General features: G+C 62.0%; 20 protein-coding genes and 2 pseudogenes. 11 read left to right on the top strand and 11 right to left on the bottom strand.

Going from position 1 to position 18,997, the window contains the following annotated elements; all coding sequences use genetic code 11:
* Window positions 1-12: 12 nt before the first annotated feature.
* Window positions 13-207: a hypothetical protein gene (locus FIV09_RS00205; RefSeq protein WP_152448095.1), complete on the top strand. Its 195-nt coding sequence runs from the start codon at window positions 13-15 to the stop codon at window positions 205-207.
* 131 nt (window positions 208-338) lie between these two features.
* On the opposite strand, the gene FIV09_RS00200 is transcribed toward FIV09_RS00205, so the two are convergent.
* From FIV09_RS00200 to FIV09_RS00190, 3 genes are all read right to left on the bottom strand, one after another.
* A complete protein-coding gene (locus FIV09_RS00200; RefSeq protein WP_152454984.1) occupies window positions 339-764 on the bottom strand; it encodes a hypothetical protein in 426 nt (141 codons plus the stop codon).
* Window positions 765-1,151: 387 nt separating this feature from the next.
* Window positions 1,152-2,296, bottom strand: a protein-coding gene (locus FIV09_RS00195; RefSeq protein WP_371417701.1) for an IS3 family transposase whose coding sequence is annotated in 2 segments (ribosomal slippage) — window positions 1,152-2,035 and window positions 2,035-2,296 — 1,146 coding nt in all. Because the reading frame shifts where the segments join, the coding sequence is not laid out codon by codon here.
* Window positions 2,297-2,544: 248 nt separating this feature from the next.
* The gene (locus tag FIV09_RS00190) at window positions 2,545-3,207 is read right to left on the bottom strand and encodes a TetR/AcrR family transcriptional regulator (RefSeq protein ID WP_152448093.1); all 663 of its coding nucleotides are present in this window, start codon (window positions 3,205-3,207) and stop codon (window positions 2,545-2,547) included.
* Window positions 3,208-3,336: 129 nt separating this feature from the next.
* Here FIV09_RS00190 and FIV09_RS00185 point away from each other — a divergent pair, with 129 nt between their 5' ends.
* Genes FIV09_RS00185 through FIV09_RS00165 form a run of 5 tightly spaced genes read left to right on the top strand, consistent with a single transcriptional unit; the run spans window position 3,337 to window position 8,995 of the window.
* Window positions 3,337-4,209, top strand: coding sequence for a shikimate dehydrogenase (locus tag FIV09_RS00185; protein ID WP_152448092.1), 873 nt, complete (start codon window positions 3,337-3,339; stop codon window positions 4,207-4,209).
* Between the two features lie 39 nt (window positions 4,210-4,248).
* Window positions 4,249-5,250, top strand: coding sequence for a DctP family TRAP transporter solute-binding subunit (locus FIV09_RS00180; RefSeq protein WP_152448091.1), 1,002 nt, complete (start codon window positions 4,249-4,251; stop codon window positions 5,248-5,250).
* A 59-nt stretch (window positions 5,251-5,309) separates the two neighbouring features.
* Entirely contained in the window at window positions 5,310-5,828 is a 519-nt protein-coding gene (locus tag FIV09_RS00175) for a TRAP transporter small permease (RefSeq protein ID WP_152448090.1), read from the top strand.
* 1 nt (window position 5,829) lies between these two features.
* The gene (locus tag FIV09_RS00170; protein WP_152448089.1) at window positions 5,830-7,104 is read left to right on the top strand and encodes a TRAP transporter large permease; all 1,275 of its coding nucleotides are present in this window, start codon (window positions 5,830-5,832) and stop codon (window positions 7,102-7,104) included.
* 4 nt (window positions 7,105-7,108) lie between these two features.
* The gene (locus tag FIV09_RS00165; RefSeq protein ID WP_152448088.1) at window positions 7,109-8,995 is read left to right on the top strand and encodes a bifunctional sugar phosphate isomerase/epimerase/4-hydroxyphenylpyruvate dioxygenase family protein; all 1,887 of its coding nucleotides are present in this window, start codon (window positions 7,109-7,111) and stop codon (window positions 8,993-8,995) included.
* Window positions 8,996-9,164: 169 nt separating this feature from the next.
* On the opposite strand, the gene FIV09_RS00160 is transcribed toward FIV09_RS00165, so the two are convergent.
* Window positions 9,165-10,043 carry a halocarboxylic acid dehydrogenase DehI family protein gene (locus FIV09_RS00160; protein ID WP_152448087.1) on the bottom strand — a complete coding sequence of 293 codons (879 nt, stop codon included), beginning with the start codon at window positions 10,041-10,043 and terminating at the stop codon, window positions 9,165-9,167.
* On the bottom strand, window positions 10,033-10,410 hold the full coding sequence (locus FIV09_RS00155; RefSeq protein WP_152448086.1) for a helix-turn-helix domain-containing protein: 378 nt from the start codon (window positions 10,408-10,410) through the stop codon (window positions 10,033-10,035). The genes FIV09_RS00160 and FIV09_RS00155 overlap by 11 nt, the downstream gene beginning before the upstream one ends.
* Before the next feature lie 122 nt (window positions 10,411-10,532).
* Between FIV09_RS00155 and FIV09_RS00150 the strand changes: the two genes are divergently transcribed.
* The 5 genes and pseudogenes from FIV09_RS00150 to FIV09_RS00130 form a co-directional block, all read left to right on the top strand.
* A complete protein-coding gene (locus FIV09_RS00150; protein WP_152448085.1) occupies window positions 10,533-11,141 on the top strand; it encodes an NAD(P)H-dependent oxidoreductase in 609 nt (202 codons plus the stop codon).
* Window positions 11,128-11,829, top strand: a complete 702-nt coding sequence (locus FIV09_RS00145; RefSeq protein ID WP_152448084.1) for a glutathione S-transferase family protein — start codon at window positions 11,128-11,130, stop codon at window positions 11,827-11,829. The genes FIV09_RS00150 and FIV09_RS00145 overlap by 14 nt, the downstream gene beginning before the upstream one ends.
* 4 nt (window positions 11,830-11,833) lie before the next feature.
* Window positions 11,834-12,475, top strand: a complete 642-nt coding sequence (locus FIV09_RS00140; RefSeq protein ID WP_152448083.1) for a DsbA family oxidoreductase — start codon at window positions 11,834-11,836, stop codon at window positions 12,473-12,475.
* Window positions 12,476-12,601: 126 nt separating this feature from the next.
* Window positions 12,602-12,846: pseudogene (locus FIV09_RS00135) on the top strand (ATP-binding protein); the annotation flags it as partial.
* An 88-nt stretch (window positions 12,847-12,934) separates the two neighbouring features.
* Window positions 12,935-13,111, top strand: a pseudogene (locus tag FIV09_RS00130) (IS3 family transposase); the annotation flags it as partial.
* Between the two features lie 215 nt (window positions 13,112-13,326).
* On the opposite strand, the gene FIV09_RS00125 reads toward FIV09_RS00130, so the two are convergent.
* The 6 genes from FIV09_RS00125 to FIV09_RS00100 form a co-directional block, all read right to left on the bottom strand.
* Window positions 13,327-14,022, bottom strand: coding sequence for an RraA family protein (locus FIV09_RS00125; RefSeq protein ID WP_152448082.1), 696 nt, complete (start codon window positions 14,020-14,022; stop codon window positions 13,327-13,329).
* The gene (locus FIV09_RS00120; protein WP_152448081.1) at window positions 14,022-14,714 is read right to left on the bottom strand and encodes an alpha/beta fold hydrolase; all 693 of its coding nucleotides are present in this window, start codon (window positions 14,712-14,714) and stop codon (window positions 14,022-14,024) included. Before FIV09_RS00120 ends, FIV09_RS00125 begins: the two co-directional genes overlap by 1 nt.
* A complete protein-coding gene (locus tag FIV09_RS00115; protein WP_152448080.1) occupies window positions 14,711-15,835 on the bottom strand; it encodes a cobalamin-independent methionine synthase II family protein in 1,125 nt (374 codons plus the stop codon). The genes FIV09_RS00120 and FIV09_RS00115 overlap by 4 nt, the downstream gene beginning before the upstream one ends.
* A gap of 20 nt (window positions 15,836-15,855) precedes the next feature.
* A complete protein-coding gene (locus FIV09_RS00110) occupies window positions 15,856-16,824 on the bottom strand; it encodes a cupin domain-containing protein (RefSeq protein ID WP_152448079.1) in 969 nt (322 codons plus the stop codon).
* 134 nt (window positions 16,825-16,958) lie between these two features.
* Window positions 16,959-17,960, bottom strand: coding sequence for an ester cyclase (locus tag FIV09_RS00105; RefSeq protein ID WP_152448078.1), 1,002 nt, complete (start codon window positions 17,958-17,960; stop codon window positions 16,959-16,961).
* Window positions 17,957-18,991 carry a LacI family DNA-binding transcriptional regulator gene (locus FIV09_RS00100; RefSeq protein WP_152448077.1) on the bottom strand — a complete coding sequence of 345 codons (1,035 nt, stop codon included), beginning with the start codon at window positions 18,989-18,991 and terminating at the stop codon, window positions 17,957-17,959. Before FIV09_RS00100 ends, FIV09_RS00105 begins: the two co-directional genes overlap by 4 nt.
* Window positions 18,992-18,997: the final 6 nt, after the last annotated feature.

Here is an 18,997-nt window from a genome sequence, read left to right as displayed (position 1 = left end):
CAGGGATGCAGAATGGAAAACGCCGATTGCCAGACCAGCAATCGGCGTCGTCCGTTCGGTTCTGAAATTCCTGTAGTATGCCGCGCAATCCTGCGCGACCGCCACTATCGCTGTTGGAAAAATTCTGCCGCCAGTGCCAAAAGGTTTACACTCTCCTTGCCCAAAGCCGTGCGCAATTTCCCCAAAATATTTCGCGAATTCATTTAGTTAAGAAGTGTCTGCTTGATTCAAACTTAACTATGAATCAAACCGCTGTCGAACAAATTATCGAAGACGAAAAACGCCGCCAAGGGATACCTCAGCGGCGTTCGATGGAATTTCCAATCTCTGGAGATTGGTCAGGCGGCAGGGGAAATCAAGATTCTTGCAAGATCGCAGGACCGGATCAGATGCCCTCGCGATGAAGAACCGGCTGGTCGCGAACCCACCGTGACGATCACCCGATCAGCGCAGGATTTGAGGATTTTCCGCGAGGTGGTTCTTCCCTCCTTCGCAAGATCTGAGACGACACGAAACTCCTGATTAAAACGCGCGAGAGCCTCCTCGGTGACCTGCCAGACCTCGAGGCTCCCTCGTTTTGCCTTGGTTGCCTTGAGAAGACCTTGCTCGCACCAACCGGCGACGCACTCGGATTTCCATCCAGTGAATGCCGCGATGTCGCCGACTGTCCATGCGCGCGCGCCACCATGCTGCTTCAGTAGGACATCAATTTCATCTTCGTCGAACAGAGCATGGCCCAATTTGCTCGCTTCTTCGAAAACCATGGGTCGCAGCTCGTTTGAGGCGATCTGACGAAGAATCTGTAGGAGCGCCTGCCGGTCCGTTGTTCTGCGCAGATTTATCTCGCGAAACTGTATCGCGCGATTTGGCACATAGCCTTGGTCGCTTACGGACTGCCGAACCCGCGCAATGACTTTTCTGACTTGAGCGAGATCGTAGTCACCATCGGTGCAAGGATGGGGCGCCATGCGGCATGCTGCAGGAAAGAAGCCCGCCTGCTCCAGGAGATCGAACTGCTTTCGCGAAACGCCAAGGGTGTCTCGGACCTCCGCTTTGTTTGCTGCGGTTTCTCTCAGGGTGCGGAACTTGTCGACATCTTGAGATCTGATGACTGAGCTACTCCCCGATCCTTGGACAGTTTCCGTGGTGATCTAAGCTACTCTCTGCCCCTGCTGGTCGGTTTCTATTTGGTTGAAGTAGACCACGGCGGGCGGCTGCCCGCCATGGGCGGCGTGAGGCCGCTGGTGGTTGTAGAAGGTGATCCATCTACCAACCCCTGCCTTCGCCTGCGAGCCGGTCTCCCAGGCGTGCAGATAGACGCACTCATACTTCAAGGACCGCCAGAGGCGTTCGATGAAGATGTTGTCGAGGCACCGCCCTTTGCCATCCATGGAGATCCGGGCCCCGATCCGCTTCAGCCGGTCGGTCCAGGCGAAGGACGTGAACTGCGAGCCCTGATCGGTGTTCATGATCTCGGGTGGGCCGAAGCGGTGGACCGCCTCGTTCAGCGCCTCGATGCAGAAGTCCGCCTCCAGCGTGTTCGAGATGCGCCAGGCCAGCACCTTGCGGGTGAACCAGTCCATGATGGCGACCAGGTAGAGGAAGCCTCGTCGCATCGGCAGGTAGGTGATGTCGGCGCACCAGACCTGGTTGGGCCGATCGACCCGCAGGCCACCCAGAAGGTAGGGGGAAGTCTTGTGCCCCTTCGCGGGCTTGCTCGTGTTGGGCTTCTGGTAGATCGGCATCAGACGCATGAGCCGCATCAGTCGGCGGATGCGTTTCACGTTCACTGCGTGCCCCTCGTTCTGCAGGTGCCAAGTCATCTGCCGGACGCCGTAGAATGGGGTTTCCAGGAACTGCCGGTCGATCAGTTGCATGAGCGCCAGGTTCACTGCGGTCTCGCCCTGCGGAGCGTAGTAGAACGACGACCGCGAGATCGACAGCAGGCGGCATTGCGCCCCGATCGACAGCGTGGGGTGAGAGCGTTCGATCATCCCGCGCCTCACTTGCCGGTCCAGGGTTTGAGCTTTCTGGACAAAAAATCGTTGGCGACAGCCAGCTCTCCGATCTTGGCGTGCAGCGACCGCACTGTCTCCTCGTCGAGCTCGGCCTTCTTCTTGCTGCCACGCTCGAAGATATCCGATGCCCCCTCGAGCAGCGCCTTCTTCCACTGGTGGATCATGGTCGGATGCACGCCGTATTCCGCGGCCAGTTCCGACACGGTGCGCTCGCCCTTTAAAGCTTCCAGCGCCACGCGAGCCTTGAAGCCCGCATCATGGTTCCTGCGTTTCGACATGTTCTGATCTCCTCGTTCTTGGAGACCAGCAGACGTTAGATCGTAGCTTGCGTCACTGTCCGATTTTCGGGGAGGTGCTCATAATTTGGCAACGTGATGCCCGAGCGAAACCAAGTGTCTCGTGACGACAATCTGTGCAGGTCTGCCTGAAACTAAAGGTTAAACCCGAGGCGCAGGTTGGGCGGGAAGCCAAAGTTCAGTTCGCCGCACCTGTCACGAATGTCTGACGTCATCCCTCGGAAGACTATTCAAAAACCGTTGCCTGAAGACAGAACACCAGCCGTGATGGTGGCCACGACCGCAGCCTGCAGCGCCTTCTGACCCTCCTTCGATAATAGATCCGTTCCGAATGATCGGCCGAAGGTGTGGCGGTTCGAGACGTTGAAGAAGCTCATCGCACTGATTTGCCAATGGAGTGTCAACGGGTCGATATCGGGGCGAAACACGCCTGCCGCTTGGCCACGTCGCACGATGTCGGACAGCGTGGCGATGGCACCGCGATTGACCTCCCGAATGGCATCTGAGCGTTCGAGATAACGGCCCTGGTGGATATTCTCGATCATGACCAGACGGATGAAATCGGGGTTCGCGCGGTGATGGTCGAAGGTGAAGCCAACCAGCCGCCGCAGCGCCTCAACCGGATCCAATCCACCAAGGTCCAGCGCACGTTCCTTGGCGCGGACCTCGCGATACGCTTCCTCGAGCGTGCGCAGGTACAACCCCTCTTTGTCGCCGAAATAATAGTAGATCATGCGCTTCGAGGTCTCGGTCCGCTCTGCGATCTCGGCCATGCGGGCCCCCGATAGCCCATGTTCGGCGAAGACCGCGCGCGCCACGCGCAGGATGTTCTCTTGTACGCCCTGCGGATCCTGCTTCCAGGTCGCGCGCCCCTGCCTTCCGTCATCCGCCATCCATGCTCCTCCCGATCTGCAGGTTGGCGCATTTAACCGGACGGTTCAATTCCCTTGACAGATTTAACCGCTGCGAACAATGTTGGCCTCATGAGGAGGAATCGCCAGGCGGTTTCGGGGAGGAACATTATGGCCGAACGCGCGGTACAGGACGCCGCGGTGCCCTTGCGCGCCGCGCTGCTGGGATGCGGAATCGCCGCGTCGCGCACGCCGTCCATGCACGAGGCGGAAGGCAGGGCGCAGGGTCTCGACTATACCTACGACCTGATCGACATGGACGATCCCGCCCACGCGGGCCAAACACTGGGCCAGGTTCTGGACGAGGCCGAAGCACGTGGTCTCGCGGGACTGAACGTCACCTACCCGTTCAAGCAGGACGTGATCGGCCACCTCCATTCGCTGTCCGACAATGCGCGTGCACTGGGCGCTGTGAACACCGTGGTCATCCGCGACGGTCGGCGCATCGGCCACAACACTGACCTCTGGGGTTTTGCCGAAAGCTTTCGCCGCGGCATGGCGGGTGCCTCTCTGGATGCGGTCCTACTGCTTGGTGCAGGCGGCGCGGGCAGTGCCGTGGCACATGCGCTGATGCAGCTCGGCGCTGCGCGGCTGTGGCTGCACGACACGGAAACGGCGCGCGCTCGGCGGCTGGCCGATAGTCTCGGGGACCATTTCGACGCGACCCGTGTCGCTGTCATCAACGACCTCGACGCCGTGGCGGCGCAGCTGACCGGCGTCGTCAACGCCACGCCGGTCGGCATGGCCAAGTTGCCCGGATCGCCCTTTCCGCCGCACCTCCTACGCCCCGGGCTTTGGGTTGCAGACATCGTCTATTTTCCGCTCGACACCGCACTCCTGCAGGCAGCACGCGCCGTTGGCTGCCGCGTGCTGCCCGGCTCTGGCATGGCGGTGCTCCAGGCCGTGCGGGCCTTCGAACTCATCACTGGGCGCGCGCCCGATCCAGACCGGATGCGCGCCACCTTCGACAGCCTCGGCACCTGACACCCGAGGCCCCAACGACGCCTTATCAGGGAGGAAACCATGCGTCTGACCACAACCCTTGCCGCCGCGGCGGCCCTCGCACTAAGCGCCGCCTCGGCCGATGCGCAAACCCTTCGCTTTGCCCATGTCGACCCGGCCGACTGGCAGAGCTCGAAAAAAGGGGCCGCGGCAGAGATCTTCAAGAACATCGTCGAAGGCGAAACCGACCTCACGGTCGAGCTTTTCCCGGCCGGCGCGCTTGGCAACGAGGACGAACTCGTCGCGCAGGCGCAGGACGGGCTGACACAGGTCGTCATGGTGTCTGGTGCCATGTCGAAGGCCTGCCCTGCCGCGAGCGTGCTGGATATTCCTTACGTGTTTCCCTCCGCCCCCGTCGCATGGGAAGTGCTTGATGGCCCGTTCGGCGCCGCGCTGGCCGAACATTGCCTCGAACAGACCGGCCTGCGCACGCTGGCCTACGGTGAAACCGGTTTCCGTAACTTCACCAACAACGTTCGTGAGATCCGGACCCCTGCGGACATGGAGGGACTGAAATTCCGCGTTCAGCCGATCCCGCTTTACATCGAGATGGTCGAGGGTCTGGGTGGTGAACCGACGCCGATCGCGTGGACGGAACTGCCGAACGCATTGTCGACCGGCGTCGTCGACGGCCAGGAAAACCCCGTGGGCGTGATCTACAACAACGGCCTGCACAAGCTTCAGCAGTTCATGACGCTGGACGGCCATGTCTACGCCGCAGACTTCCTCGTGATCTCGGACGACTTCTTCCAGTCGCTTTCCCCGGCAGAGCAGGAGGTGGTCGCGAAGGCCGCCAAGGTCGCTGGCACCATGGGCCGGTCGATCCAGCAATTCTCGACCGCCGCGGGCGTGAACGCCGTGCAGGCAGAGGGTATGCAGGTCTATTCCCCGACCGCCGAGGAACTTGCGATGTTCCGCGATGCCGCACAGCCTGCAGTCAAGGAATGGCTGGCCGGTGAGCTCGGCGACGACGCTGGCTGGATCGACCGCCTCGATGAGGCGCTGGCCTCGGCGATGGAATGATCAACTATTGTCACCCGGGCGGCCCCACGCGGGGCCGCCCAACACCGACAGGAGCCATCATGACCGTCGCGATCCGCCTTTACGAACGCCTGCTCGCGACCCTTGCTGGTTTATGCATGGCAGCGCTGTTCGGAATCGTCTGCGTCAACTCCCTGCGCCGCTACACGACGGGCGAGTCCCTGCGCTGGGGCGAGGAGCTCCCCATCTACCTGACCATCTACGGCGTGATGTTCGGCGTGGCCCTCGCCTGCCTCCAAGACCGCCACATCCGGTTTTCCGTCTTGGCGGACCTTCTGTCCGAGACGGCGCGCGCCCAGCTGCGCCTACTGACCGACGCTGCAACCGTCGCGATTGGAGGGGCCTTGACCTGGTCCGGCTGGGTTTTTGCCACGCGCCGCCCGCAGATCGAAGCCTCGGGCCTCATTTCGACCGCCAAGGCTATGGCGGAAACGACCGGAATCGCCTGGCTCGAATGGCTCGGTCGCGTTGGCACCTGGCAGTCGGCAATCGCGGTCGGCGGCGCGGCACTGACGCTTGCCGCAGCGCTGCAGCTGGCCGCGAAGCTTCGGCGAACCTGAAATGGTCTGGCTCATCCTCATCGCGGGGCTCGTCGCGGGACTGCCCATCGCCTTCGCAATCCTCGCCGCACTATCGGTCTTCATGGCCACCGGCGAGGCACCCTACCACATCCGGATCGTTGCGACCGAGATGTTCAAGGGCCTCAATTCCTACCCGCTGCTCGCGATCCCGCTGTTCATTCTGGCGGGCGAGCTGATGAACGCTTCGGGTATCACACAGCGGATCATCGCGTTTGCCAACGTGCTGGTGGGCGGCTTCCGCGCCGGGCTCGCGCAGGTAAACATCTGGGCTTCGGTGATCTTCGCCGGGCTTTCGGGCTCAGCCGTTGCTGATACCTCCGCGCTCGGGCGCGTTTTCATCCCCGAGATGGAGAAGCACGGCTACGACCGGTCTTTCGCCGCCGCGCTGACCGCGGCCAGCTCGGTTATCGGGCCGATCATCCCACCCTCCATCCCGGTCATCATCTACGCGCTGATCGTGTCGGGCGTGTCGGTGCCGGCACTGTTTCTCGCGGGCATCGTGCCGGGGCTTCTGCTGGCACTCTTCTTGTCAGCCTATGTCGCGCTGACGGTGAAAGACTCCGACATCACGCCTGATCCGGCGCTAACCGCCGGATCCCCTCGCTCAGCGATCCTTGGCGGCATCCTGCCGCTCCTGATGCCTGTCTTCGTCGTGGGCTCGATACTCCTCGGTGTTGTGACCCCGACCGAGGCGGCAAGCTTCGCCGTCGCCTATGCGCTTATCCTTGGTGCCTTCGTCTATCGCAGCCTCAGCCTGCGCACGCTGCCAGCGCTGTTCACAGGTGCAATGCGGGACAGTGCGGTAATCCTGGTTATCATCGCCGCCGTCGCCGCCGCGAACTGGCTGCTGACCTATAACCGAATCCCCAACATGCTGACCGACTGGGTGCTGGGCAATGTTGACAGCAAGACGATGTTCCTGCTGACCGTCATCGTGCTGTTCCTTTTCGTGGGGCTGTTCCTCGAAGGCATCGCCGCGATGCTGGTCCTCGTGCCGATTCTGCATCCGATCGCGGTCAGTCTCGGCGTCGACCCGGTGCATTTCGGCATCCTCGTGATCTTCAACCTGATGATCGGCCTGATCACGCCGCCGCTTGGCCTGTGCCTATTCGTGGCCGAGGATATCGCCAAGGTCGGGATGACGCGCATGGTGCGGGCGATCCTGCCTTTCTTCGTCGTCCAGGTATTGGTCCTGCTGATCCTGACCTTCGTGCCGGGATTGGTGACGGCCTTGCCGCGCGCATTGGGGTATTGATCCGATGAAGACCTCCATAGCAACCGTCTCGATCTCCGGCAGCCTGCCGGAAAAGCTCGACGCCATCGCACGCGCGGGCTTCGACGGGATAGAGATCTTTGAGCAGGATTTCATCGCGCATGACGGCCCGCCCCGCGAGGTCTCGCGAATGATCCGCGAGCGCGGGCTCACGATCCCGATCTTCCAGCCGTTTCGCGACTTCGAGGGTCTGCCGGGCGACCTGCGACGCAAGGCCTTCGACCGGGCCGAGCGCAAATTCGACCTGATGCAGGAACTGGGCACCGACCTCGTGCTGGTCTGTTCCTCGGTCCATCCCGAAGCTCTCGGTGGCATCGACCGCGCTGCGGACGATTTCGCCGAGCTTGGCGAACGGGCCGCCGCGCGGGGCCTGCGCGTGGGATACGAGGCGCTGGCCTGGGGCCGACATGTAAATGATCACCGCGATGCCTGGGAGGTGGTGCGCCGCGCCGACCATCCATCGGTCGGCCTGATCCTCGACAGCTTTCACACCCTTGCACGGCGGATCGACCCGGACAGCATCCGCCGCATCCCGGGCGACCGGATCTTTTTTGTTCAACTCGCAGACGCGCCGGCGATCGAGATGGACCTGCTCTACTGGTCACGCCATTTCCGCAACATGCCGGGCGAAGGCGATCTGGCCATCACCCGCTTCATGCGCGCGGTGACGGCCACAGGCTATGCCGGCCCTGTGAGCCTCGAGATCTTCAACGATCAGTTCCGCGGCGGAAGCCCCGAGACCATCGCCCGCGACGGGTACCGCAGCCTCGTTGCGCTCATGGACGACGTGCGCCGCGCCGAGCCGGACTTATGTGTGGAGCTTCCCGTATTTCCGCCGCGAGGTCGGGTTCGCGGTGTGTCCTTCGTTGAGTTCGCATCGCGCGGCACAGAACGCGCGCAATTGGAGGCGCTGCTTGCGACGCTGGGCTTCACCCATACAGGGCGGCATGTCACCAAGGACATCGCGTTGTGGCAGCAGGGCGAAATCCGCATCGTCCTGAACGCGGAGACGGAGGGTCACGCGGCAACTGCATGGACTGCCCGCGGCACGTGCATCTGCGACCTCGGCCTCACCGTGGACGACGCGCGGGCCACGGTGGACCGTGCCACCGCCTTGGGGTCCACGCCGTTCCGCCAGCCGCTTGGGCCCGGGCAGCTGGACATTCCTGCCATCAGCGGGCTTCGCGGGTCTGTGCTGCATTTTCTCGACGACCAATCCGGGCTGGATCTTGTGTGGGACGTGGAGTTCGAGGCGGTGGAGTCTCCGTCGAAGGGCGCAGGCCTGATCGAGATCGACCACTTGGCGCAGACGATGAGCTATGACGAAATGCTGTCGTGGTCGCTGTTCTGGACGACGCTTCTGGAAATGGAAAAGGCACCCATGGTCGACGTTATCGACCCTGACGGTCTGGTGCGATCACAAGCACTGGCCGCACCTGACGGCGCGATCCGCGTGACTCTGAACGGCGCGGAGACATATCGCACGCTGGCCGGAACCTTCCTCGCCGACAGCCTGACTGCGGCGGTGCAGCATATCGCTCTGGCCACCGAAGACATCTTCGCGACCGCCGCAAGACTTGCGGAATGCGGCTTCGACCCCCTGCCAATCCCCGCGAATTACTACGAGGATCTCGCCGCGCGCTTCGACCTGCCGCCCGAACTTCTGGACCGGTTGCGCCAAACCAACATTCTCTACGACGAAACCGAACGTGGTGCCTTCTTCCAGCTCTATTCCCGCCCGTTCCGCGAAGGGTTCTTCTTCGAGATCGTTCAGCGCCGCGGCGGCTATGCCGGCTACGGCGGACCGAATGCGCCCTTCCGTATCGCCGCGCAGAAACGGCTGATGCGACCGAAGGGTATGCCTCGGACCTGAATTGCGAATTCATCGCTGATCTCTTGGGCTGCACGATTGATTGCCCTTCGAGCTTGCTGCCCTTTGTGCCCTTGGCGGCTACCGGCCCAGTCCTGCCATTCGTCCACGGTGCCGCGAACGGCAGCTTACCGTGAGCTTGCGTTGTCTGGGCCGCGTTGACGGGTTCCACTTATCGGGGCACTACGAGCTGCGCCCTGAGAAAAGCAACGTTCAGGGTCAATCCCGGCAAGAGCCACTGAAACAACCGGACGACGGATAGAACGTCGTCCAATTCCGCATCCGCTTTTGCCGCGTCTCGGAGGCCTTCGGACGTCAGCCCCGTGGGGTTGGGCAAGGCAATGGCCAAGTCGATAGCGACCCGGTGGACGTGCTCGACCGCATCGGCATAGCCGGGCCCAGTCAATGCACCTTTCAGGTCTGCCCAGGCGGGGGCAAAATAGCTCGGCCAGCGGGCAAAGGCACGGTAGTCGGTATTGACGAAGGGCAACCCCAGCGTCACGCGGATGTCCTCATACATCGATGCCATCGTCGGATCCGCGTGATGCGCTTCCATCAGGGCGGGCTTCGGACCGGCGTCGGCCGACGTCTGCAGGGCAGCGGTGGAGGCTTGTCCTTGCCACGCATGGCCCTCAAGCAGCAGCCGGGCGAGCGTGGCCATTAGCAGATATGGCATGTTGCCATCCGAGAATACCTCATTGCAGGCCCGGATCTCGTCGATCTCGCGGTTCCCGTAGCCCATGTTTTCGAGCCGTGTCCGGATACCCAGCGGCGCCAGCCTTTCGGCTTGTGTCTCGGCGGCGTCTCGCAGGGACCGGCAAGACGAGGCGAAGCCCTCGGTCCCGACTACGGGTTCGAGCGCCGTCCAGAGGCAGTTGTAGAATTTCGGATAGTGCGCGAAGGCCATGGCGACGACGCCCATCCATGGCACCCCAAGGCCACGTTTGGTGCGCGAGTAGACATCCGCCAAAGCGCCCGTGGCCTCGTATTCCGGAACCGGGTGGATCGCTGGCAGCGGGACGGGTTTGAGCCGTGGAAGGTCACTGGCCATCGGAGGTCAGCTCCCTGGGAAGGCCTTCGCTCCATTTCCGGAGCTCATCGAGAAAGCCCAAGGCCGACATGCCCAATTCCGTGATTTCGTAATGCACCGACACCGGTGCGGTATCGAGCACCTCGCGCCGGACGAGTCCTTGCGCTTCCAGTTGCCGCAGGCGTTCGGTGATCATCTTCTTCGAGGCGCCGCCGATCATCCGGGCAAGGTCGTTGAAGCGCACCGGCCCGTCCTTCAGATGCCATAGGATGGAGCCGGTCCATTTGCCGCCGATGATCCGCATGCCGCGTTCGATGGCGCAGGGTTCGATGCAGGCATCGTGGACATGCCTGCGGCCTTTCTCATCCTCTTCGACGCGTGCGTCCATCTTGCCTCCGGTGGTTCAAGGCAGGTTACCAAAAGTATACTGGTTGCTTTTAGTTCTCTCGACTCCCAATCTCTGTCCGACACAGCCGCAAGTCAAGCGGCGCCTCGAAATGGAGAATACCGATGTCAAAGATCCTCATCCTGAACGGCGCACAGCCATACGAGTTTGCCCCCGGTCGCCTGAATGCCACGCTGGCCGACCGCGCGCGGGACCGTCTGACCGCGCAGGGGCATGATGTGCGCCTGACCACCGTCGCCGAAGGCTTTGACGTCGAGGCCGAGGTCGAAAACCACCGATGGGCCGATACGGTGATCATGCAGTTTCCCGTGAACTGGATGGGCGTGCCGTGGTCCTTCAAGAAATACATGGACGAGGTCTACACAGCGGGCATGGACGGTCGTCTTTGCGCCGGGGATGGCCGCACGTCCGAGACGCCCAAGTCGAATTACGGCATGGGCGGTACGCTGACGGGCACGCGCTATATGATCTCGGCCACTTTTAACGCCCCGAGCGAAGCCTTCGATGATCCCGCCGAGCCGTTTTTCGAAGGCATGTCGATGGACGATCTTCTGCGGCCGGTTCACCTGAACGCCAAGTTCTTCGACATGAAGCCGCTGCCCAGTTTCGGCGCGTTCGACGTGATGAAAGACCCGCAGGTCGAGGCCGACCTTCGGCGCTTCGACGCCCATCTCGACAGCGTGTTCGCGGAGGCAGACCATGTCGCGGCCTGATATTGTTCTCTACACCGCGAATACGATGAACGGCTGGAAACCGCTGATCTTCCTGCACGAGGCCGAGGTCGATTATGATCTGGTCGGCATCGACTTCTCGAAAAAGGAGCAGCATGCGCCGGACTATCTGAAGCTGAATCCCAACGGCAAGATCCCGACGATCTTCGACCGGGCTGAGGACCGCGCGATCTTCGAGTCCGGTGCCATCCTGTGGCACCTCGCCGAGAAATACGGCCGCTTCCTGTCCAGAGACCCGGTCGAGCGGTCCGAAACCCTGCAATGGCTGTTCTTTCAGGTGGGCCATGTCGGGCCGATGATGGGTCAGGCGATGTTCTTCCAACGCATCGCCAAGCCCAATGGCGACGAGGTGCCCTATGCCATCGACCGCTACGTCAAGGAAAGCCGCCGCCTGATGGAGGTGCTCGAACGGCGCCTTGAGGGTCGTGACTGGCTCGTGGGCGGTGACATGTCCATCGCCGACATGGCGACATACCCCTGGGCCCGCAGCCATTTCTGGGCGACCGTGGATGTCGAGGGGCTGCCAAACCTGCAAGCCTGGTTCGACCGTCTGGATTCACGGCCGAAAACGCAAGCAGCGCTGCAACTGCCCGAACCGCGCCCTTCGGCTTTTGGCCAAGGCGATGTCGAGGCGGCAGCCTCGGCCAATGCCGCCCGCTTCAAGGAGTAGCAAGATGCAAATTCGTGTCGATATCGTCTCGGACGTGGTCTGCCCCTGGTGTGTGATCGGTTATCACCAGCTGGCCGCGGCAGCTGCGGCGAGGCGGATCGCGCTCGATGTGGTGTGGCACCCGTTCGAGCTGAACCCGGGAATGGCCGAAGACGGCGAGAACCTGCGCGAGCATCTGGCCGCCAAATATGGCACGACGCCCGAGGACTCCCGCAGGGCACGGGATCGGCTGACAACGCTGGGGGCGTCGCTTGGCTTTACCTTCGATTACGCAGACGACATGCGTATGTGGAATACCTTCCGCGCCCACCAGCTGATCGACTGGGCCAACGAAAAGCGCAAAGGGCATGACATGAACATGGCCTTGTTCGCCGCGTTCTTTTCCGAACGGCGCAACATTTCTGACATTGAAGTCCTCGCTGACGTGGCCGCTTCTGCTGGGCTCGACCGCGAGGAGGCTTTCACCGTGCTGGAACACGGGGACCGCGAGGACCGGGTCAGGGAAAAGGAGCACTTCTGGACATCGCGCGGCATTACTGGCGTGCCTGCCATGGTCTTCCAGCGCCAGCATATCGTGGTCGGCGCGCAAGGTGAGGACGCGTATGGCCAAATCCTCGACCAAGTCGCAGCAGGGCAACCCGCCTGACGGTGGCGGCCGACGCTTCCGAAAAACCAGCCATCGACAGGAAGAGAACATTAGGAAGGTACAAGTAATGCACAACAAAATAGGTGGGTGAGGCGTGATGCAATGGCAGGACTGGCCCGTGCCCGATACCTGCCGTTCAGCGCCTCGGGCGGCGGGTTGCTTTTCCATCTTCTCAGCAAGCTCTATGAGCGCACCAGCGTCATCATCACAACCAACTGAGCTTCAGCGAGTGGGCCAGCGTCTTCGGCGATGCCAAGATGACGACTGCGCTGCTCGATCGCCTCACCCATCGCTGCCATATCCTGGAGACCGGCAACGACAGCTACCGCTTCAAGGCCAGTTCCGAGCCGCGAAAAAGAAGCGGAAGGAGACGGCAGCATTGCCCCCATCATGAACAAGCAAACATAACGACGGGCGGGTCAGATCTCGGTGACAATGCCGGGTCAGTTTTCAGTGACAGCCAACGCAGTCGCCTTCCCGATGAAGGTCGTGGCCGAGACCCTCGACGTCTCCCGTTCGAACCTGCATGCCCGGTTGAACGGGAGCACTAAGCCGTGGCGGCGCTACCGCAAGGCTCAGGACGCTGCGGTCCTGCCGTTGATCGACCGGCTGGTCGCGAAGCGTCCCACCTACGGCTAATGCCGGATCACGGCGCTGCTGATCGGGGGAATGAACGCGACGTTGTCGTGTTTGCCGAAATGCGCACCTGCGCATGCATACTGACGCAGTTACGCGAACGCGCTCTGCCCCCCCTGGAGGAATGCTGACGACGCGATTGAGGGCGGAATGACAGGGCGCCGGTGATCGCATCTGAACCCTGCCATGAACGCGGTGTGATCCCGCATGAAAGCTTATGTTCTGGCGCGTTCGAAGGCCTTCCAAGCAACGGTGAAGGCTTCAAGATCGAAATCCGGGGACCGGGCCGCATCGAGTACGATGGACTCGGTGTCTTGCAGCTTGGTGATTGCCGATGCCAGTTCGGCAACGTAGGGACCAGGGATCACGACCGCCCCGTGTCGGTCAGCATGGACAAGTTCACCATCGGCTATCGTCAGGCCGAACACCGTGACCGGCGTTCCGACCTCTCTCACATGGACAAAGGCGTGGCTGGGACCGACCGATCCTGCGATTACCGGAAATCCGTCCGGCAGATCACCGAGGTCACGCATCACACCGCTCGTAAGCGCGCCGGATAGGCCAAAGCCTTTGTGAATCGAGGTATTGATCTCGCCCCAGAAAGCACCCACGGCGTCCGGGCCGTCGAGATCCTCGATAACCGCCAGTGCAGGCCGTGGGCCGCTTGCCATATGGCGATAGTATTCCATGCGACGGGCACGGATCACCTCGGGCTCTTCGGATGGCGGAGTGGCCGCCGCGATCTTGGCAGTTCGGGCGAAACCCACGATCGCGCATGAGCCCGGATCGCTACTAAGCACGGTACCGCGGGTGAAACGGTCAAATCCGCGTTTGCCTTCGACGACTTCAATCGCGTTGCAGACCGTCGGTGTGTCAACCTTTCGCAATAGGTCCAGTAGATCAGGTGTCATTATGCCTCCAGCCAGCGGGCAAGCGCCATATTTGTCTCGTTCGGTTTTTCCAAGGTCGGCAAATGACCCGCTCCCTCGACGATTTCGAGCAACGCGTTGGGCAGGAGACCGGCCATCAACTCATGTCGCGCCACAGGACAGAGCGCGTCGTGCCGCCCACAAAGCACAAGTGCCGGGCCGTCGAACGCCTTCAGGGTCTCGGTCTGATCCGGGCGGTCGCGAAGAGCGATGGATTGGCGAATGAAGACCTCTGCCCCAAAGTCCAGCGCCATCTCCATGCACAGATCCAGCAAGCCCTGTTTGTCAGGGCCGTCCGCGAGGTAATTGGGCTTCATCTCGTCGCGCATGACCTCGGCCATGCGGCCCGCGCGGGCCTTGTCCATCTGCGGGCCACGCCGGGCCTTTACGCTATCGGCCTCAGCCAGGGGGTTTGTGTCCAGAAGTGCCAGACGCTCGATACGGTCAGGAGCTTGCCGGAGCACCTCCATCGCGACAATGCCGCCCATCGACAAACCCGCCAGCGCGAAACGTTCTGGTGCCCACGCCAGCACTTCGGCCGCCAGCGCCTGCATGCTGTCTGCGCCCGCGATCGGCGCGTGATGCACGGCGCGGCGGCCTGAGAAATGTGCGGTCTGCGGGCCGAACAGACGCGCGTCGCACATCATGCCGGGCAGAAAGACCAGCGGCGTCATTGGACCAGCGCCGCCCCTTCGGCCAGCGCTGCGAGCTTGGCATAGGCAATCGCTGGGTCAACGGCACCAAAGCCTGCGAATGTGCCAAAGCCACAAGCGCTGCCCGCGATCACCCGCTCCGTGCCCACGATCCCGGTGAACCGCTCGATCCGCTGGGCCACGACCTTCGGATGTTCGACGAAATTAGTCGTCGTATCCAAAACGCCTGGCACCAGCACTTTATCGTCGGGGATATCGGCCTTGCGGTCGCGGAACACCGTCCATTCATGTGCGTGGCGCGGGTTCGACGTCTCGAAAAGCACATAGCGCGATTTGGTCCGCATCAGCGTGTCGAAAACTTTCTCCATGCCGATATCGCAGCAATGCGGGCCTTCGTAATTGCCCCAACAGATATGCACGCGGACGCGCTCCTGCGGCACATCGGCAAGCGCGTGGTTCAGCGCCTCGACGTGGGCGTCGGCCAGCTTGACGAACTCGGCATCAGAAAGGTCACTGAACAGCATGTGTCGCGATAGGGCAAGGTCGGGGCAGTCCAGTTGCAGGTCCAGCCCGGCGGCCACGATGGTTTCATACTCCGCCTTCATCGCATCGGCCAGCGCCGCGAGGTAGGCATCGCGCGTGGGATAGAAATCGTTCTGAAGGAACAGGGAAATCACGCCCGGCGAGGCTGCGTTCATGAACCCGCGCGCCGCGCCATGCGCGACCATCGCCGCCTTGAGATTGGCGACGTCCTTCTCGAGCTCCGCTTGCCCCTTGGAGCGCACCTCGCCCACGCACATGGGCCGGGCATATTGCGGTGTCCCGCCCTCTTTGGCGATCCGTTCAAGGAAGCTGGGAAACATCCTCAGGTCGGCCGGCGCATTGCGCGGACTGTCCCCGTCGAAGCCGGTGTAGCGGTCCTTGACGTAGGTGGCATAGCTGATCTTGGAGGTCTCGCCATCGCTGACGATGTCTATCCCGGCCTCCTTCTGCTGCCCCACAGTGTCGGACACGGCTTTGGTCATGCAGGCGTCGAAGGCGTTTTGATCGTAGTCCTCCCCGCGTTCACGGGCGAAGAGGAAATCCACCACCGCCTGACTGCGCGGCAGAGAGCCCACATGCGTTGCGAGTATCTTTGTCATGCGGGCTCTCCCGTTTTGTGTCAGTTGGCGGTCCAGCTGGGCCCCGCCGGGTCCCCAGTGCCCACGATGTGATAAAGCGCCGCTTCGCCGCTCATCGAAGGCACGGCGGAATGAGCCAGATCTTCGGGCACCGACATCGTGTCGCCAGGAGCCAGCGTTGCGCTCCCTCCGTCCCAATCCACGCGCCAGTGGCCCTTGACCGGCATCAGAACCGAGGGGCGATCGTGGCTATGCTTGCTGTCGGAGGCTGAAGCGCGGGTGATGAAATCGACCTCGAAGCCGGGTTTATCCTTCAGCAGACCGGTTTCGCCGATCACTTTGCACGGGACCTTGTCCGACAGCGCCACCATGTCCCAGTAACGGGCGACGTGGTTGGGTAGCACTTCGGCGGTCGTCGGTTCGGGACGCTTGGCCAGTTCGTCTTCGGACATCAACGGCATCGGCTTAACGCCTTCGGGCAGACGCTGCTGACGCTTGGTGTCGTAAAGCTTCCCATCTTCGCCCAGCACAAGACCGTGATCCGCAGCATCCTCGATAACCTGCGGTGCCCACATCACGCCGCCGCCGGCATCGTCGCCGCCAAGGATCGCCATGATCATCCCGTAATCGGTCCCGATATTCTCGAATCCACGGAAAATGCCGGTGGGAATGTTGAAGATGTCGCCTTCTTCCAGCACGACCTCACCGGCAGTGCCCCAGCGACCCCAGAAGAAGCGCCAGCGGCCCGAAAGGACGAAGAACGCCTCGGCGGTGTGGTGGTCATGCAACGAGTTTCGACACTTGGGCGGCTGACCCGCCGCGCCGATGTTGAAGCCGTGTGGAAGCCCTATGTGAACATGCTGGTCCGGCGACTCGGAGACGCCGCCACCAATGATGGTGAAGTTTTCCTTCTGGTCACTGCCGGGCGTATGGGCGTCGATGAAAGCGGTTTTGCAGGGTTGCAGGTCGCCGTAGCGGACGATGCGGGTTTCGATATCTTGCGGTGTCATGGATCTTTTCCTGAATTTCAATTGGGGTCAGAAGGTGAAAGACCCCTGCCCCGGCGGCCGCAGGTTCAGCCGCCGAGCTCTTCGGCTGGCGAGAAAGCCGTGACGCCGACGTAACACCTCGGACGGTGTGGGCATCACACGTCACCCGTCTTCAGGAGGATCTGCTTCCAGATCGACGTTTCGTCGAAGAGCGTGAATTCCCGTCGCAGCTTCGGCTCCCGGCCGACAACCGCGCCAAATTCTGCGTGGCTGATCCCGAGCACATAGACCTCTGCGCCCGTGGGAGTTCCGAACGCACCCCAGCCCTCGTGCTTGCCATGCATGCTCCAGCGCAGAGCAGAGCGCGGCGGCATCATCGGGTCCTCGCGGCCGATGGTATGGTGGATATTGAAGGTTGCGTTCGGAAAGGCCGCCCTCAGCCCCATCCAGAACCGGTCGGCCCCGTCGAAGCTCAGCGTCTCCAGACCACCGGGATAGGACAGGTTCGCACCGCGGTCATACGCTTTCGGGATCACGGTAAAATCCGCGTTCATGATCCGAGTCAGGATCTCTGCGTGGCGCTGACCCCATTCATTATCGTTGCCGATCCCCTCGTAGGGACCATCGATGTCATTGTCGGGCGTCAGGGGCTGTACGCAGACCTCTGGCCCGCCTTCGCGGGCGATCAGGTCGCGGGCGAATTCCTTGGGTTCCCAACCCAACTGGCGCACGATGGCACCTTGGTCTCGGATCAACCATTCGTCGTCAATCTGGTTGCCGATCGCATGGCAGTCGGCCAGGATCCGGTAGTGAAGTTGCTTGCCTGTGGGTGCACCGTAAACGCCGGGATAGGCGTGAGTGGCGGTGGAATGAAGCCGGTGCGACGACAGCATGCCAGCCTCGGGCGTGCCGGACCAGATCACGTCTTCCCCAAACAAAGTGCGGTCTGGAAATTCGGCCAGCGTCGCCATGGTCGCTGCGATCACGCCCTGATTGCCGACCACCACCGACGCCGGTGAGCGCACGATGATCTTGGGCGCGTAATAGTCATGCAGGGTAGCTATGCCGCGATCTTCCCAAATCTCCTTGGTAATCCCGATGATGTAATCGGGGAAATCGGTGAATTTCGGGTCGAAACCCTTTAGCGGGGCGTTCATGTCTCGGTCCATCCTTCTGGAATGCGGGCAGATCCGCGCACGATGAGCGGTGCCTCTATGGCGGTTTTCTGATCCATGGCGATGTCGAGGTTTTCGATATGAGAAAGCAGCGCCTTGACAGTTTCCTCGACCATCAAATTTGCGCGCTGTCGCACGGTGGTCAGGTTGTACGATAACCAGGCCGCTGGCGGCACATCGTCGAAGCCGACAACGGATACGTCGCCCGGAATGCTCAATCCCAGCTCGTGCCGGATCACATCCATCACGTGAAAGGCCATGTGGTCGTTGGCGACGAAAAGCGCATCGGGCCGCCGTTCAGCCGAAACGTCGAACATGGCGCGCGCGGCCGTGCGCGCCTGCTCGACGTCGTAACTTCCGACGCCACGCGCGAAAAGCGCACGACGCTTCGAGTTGAGCCCGTCAAGGAAGCCTGCCTCGCGGTCGCGCTGGGTAGACGCGCCTTCCCAGCCGGCGATGTAGCCAATTCTCTCATGCCCACCAGCCAACAGGAACTCGGCCACCTTCCGCCCACCACCGAAGTTATCCGACGTGACCGCGGCAATCCCCTTTCGGTCCTCGTATCGGTTGAACTGCACGACTGGCACGCCTGCATTCTGGCAACGCTCCGCAATGTCCGAGGACATCGCCACCGAGGCAAAAACGATACCGTCCACCTGGTAGTCGAGCATTTCATCGACCACGTCGTCGATATTGCCGGCCTTCTGAGAGGCCATGAACACGAGTACGTGGTAGCCTTCGCGTTGCAGAGCGTTGGACAGCTTTTCCAGCGCTTCCGGGTAAAAGTAATTCTCCAGATAGGCGACCACGAGGCCGATGATCCGGCTCTTGCCAGACACCATCGCACGGGCGAGGAAATTGGGCCGGTAACCAAGCTCCTCGGCGGCCTTGCGGACCTTGTCCACGGTCTTCTTCGAGGCCGAGGCGCCGGGGGTAAAGACCCGGCTGACGGCCGACTGACTGACACCGGCCAGCCGAGCTACGTCGAGCGATGTGATCCTGGTTTCGGTCATGCCTCA

This window comes from Roseivivax sp. THAF197b (assembly GCF_009363255.1).
GTDB lineage: Bacteria > Pseudomonadota > Alphaproteobacteria > Rhodobacterales > Rhodobacteraceae > Roseivivax.
Note: the sequence above shows the minus strand (reverse complement) of the source record. Positions and strands in the feature narration are given on the sequence as shown.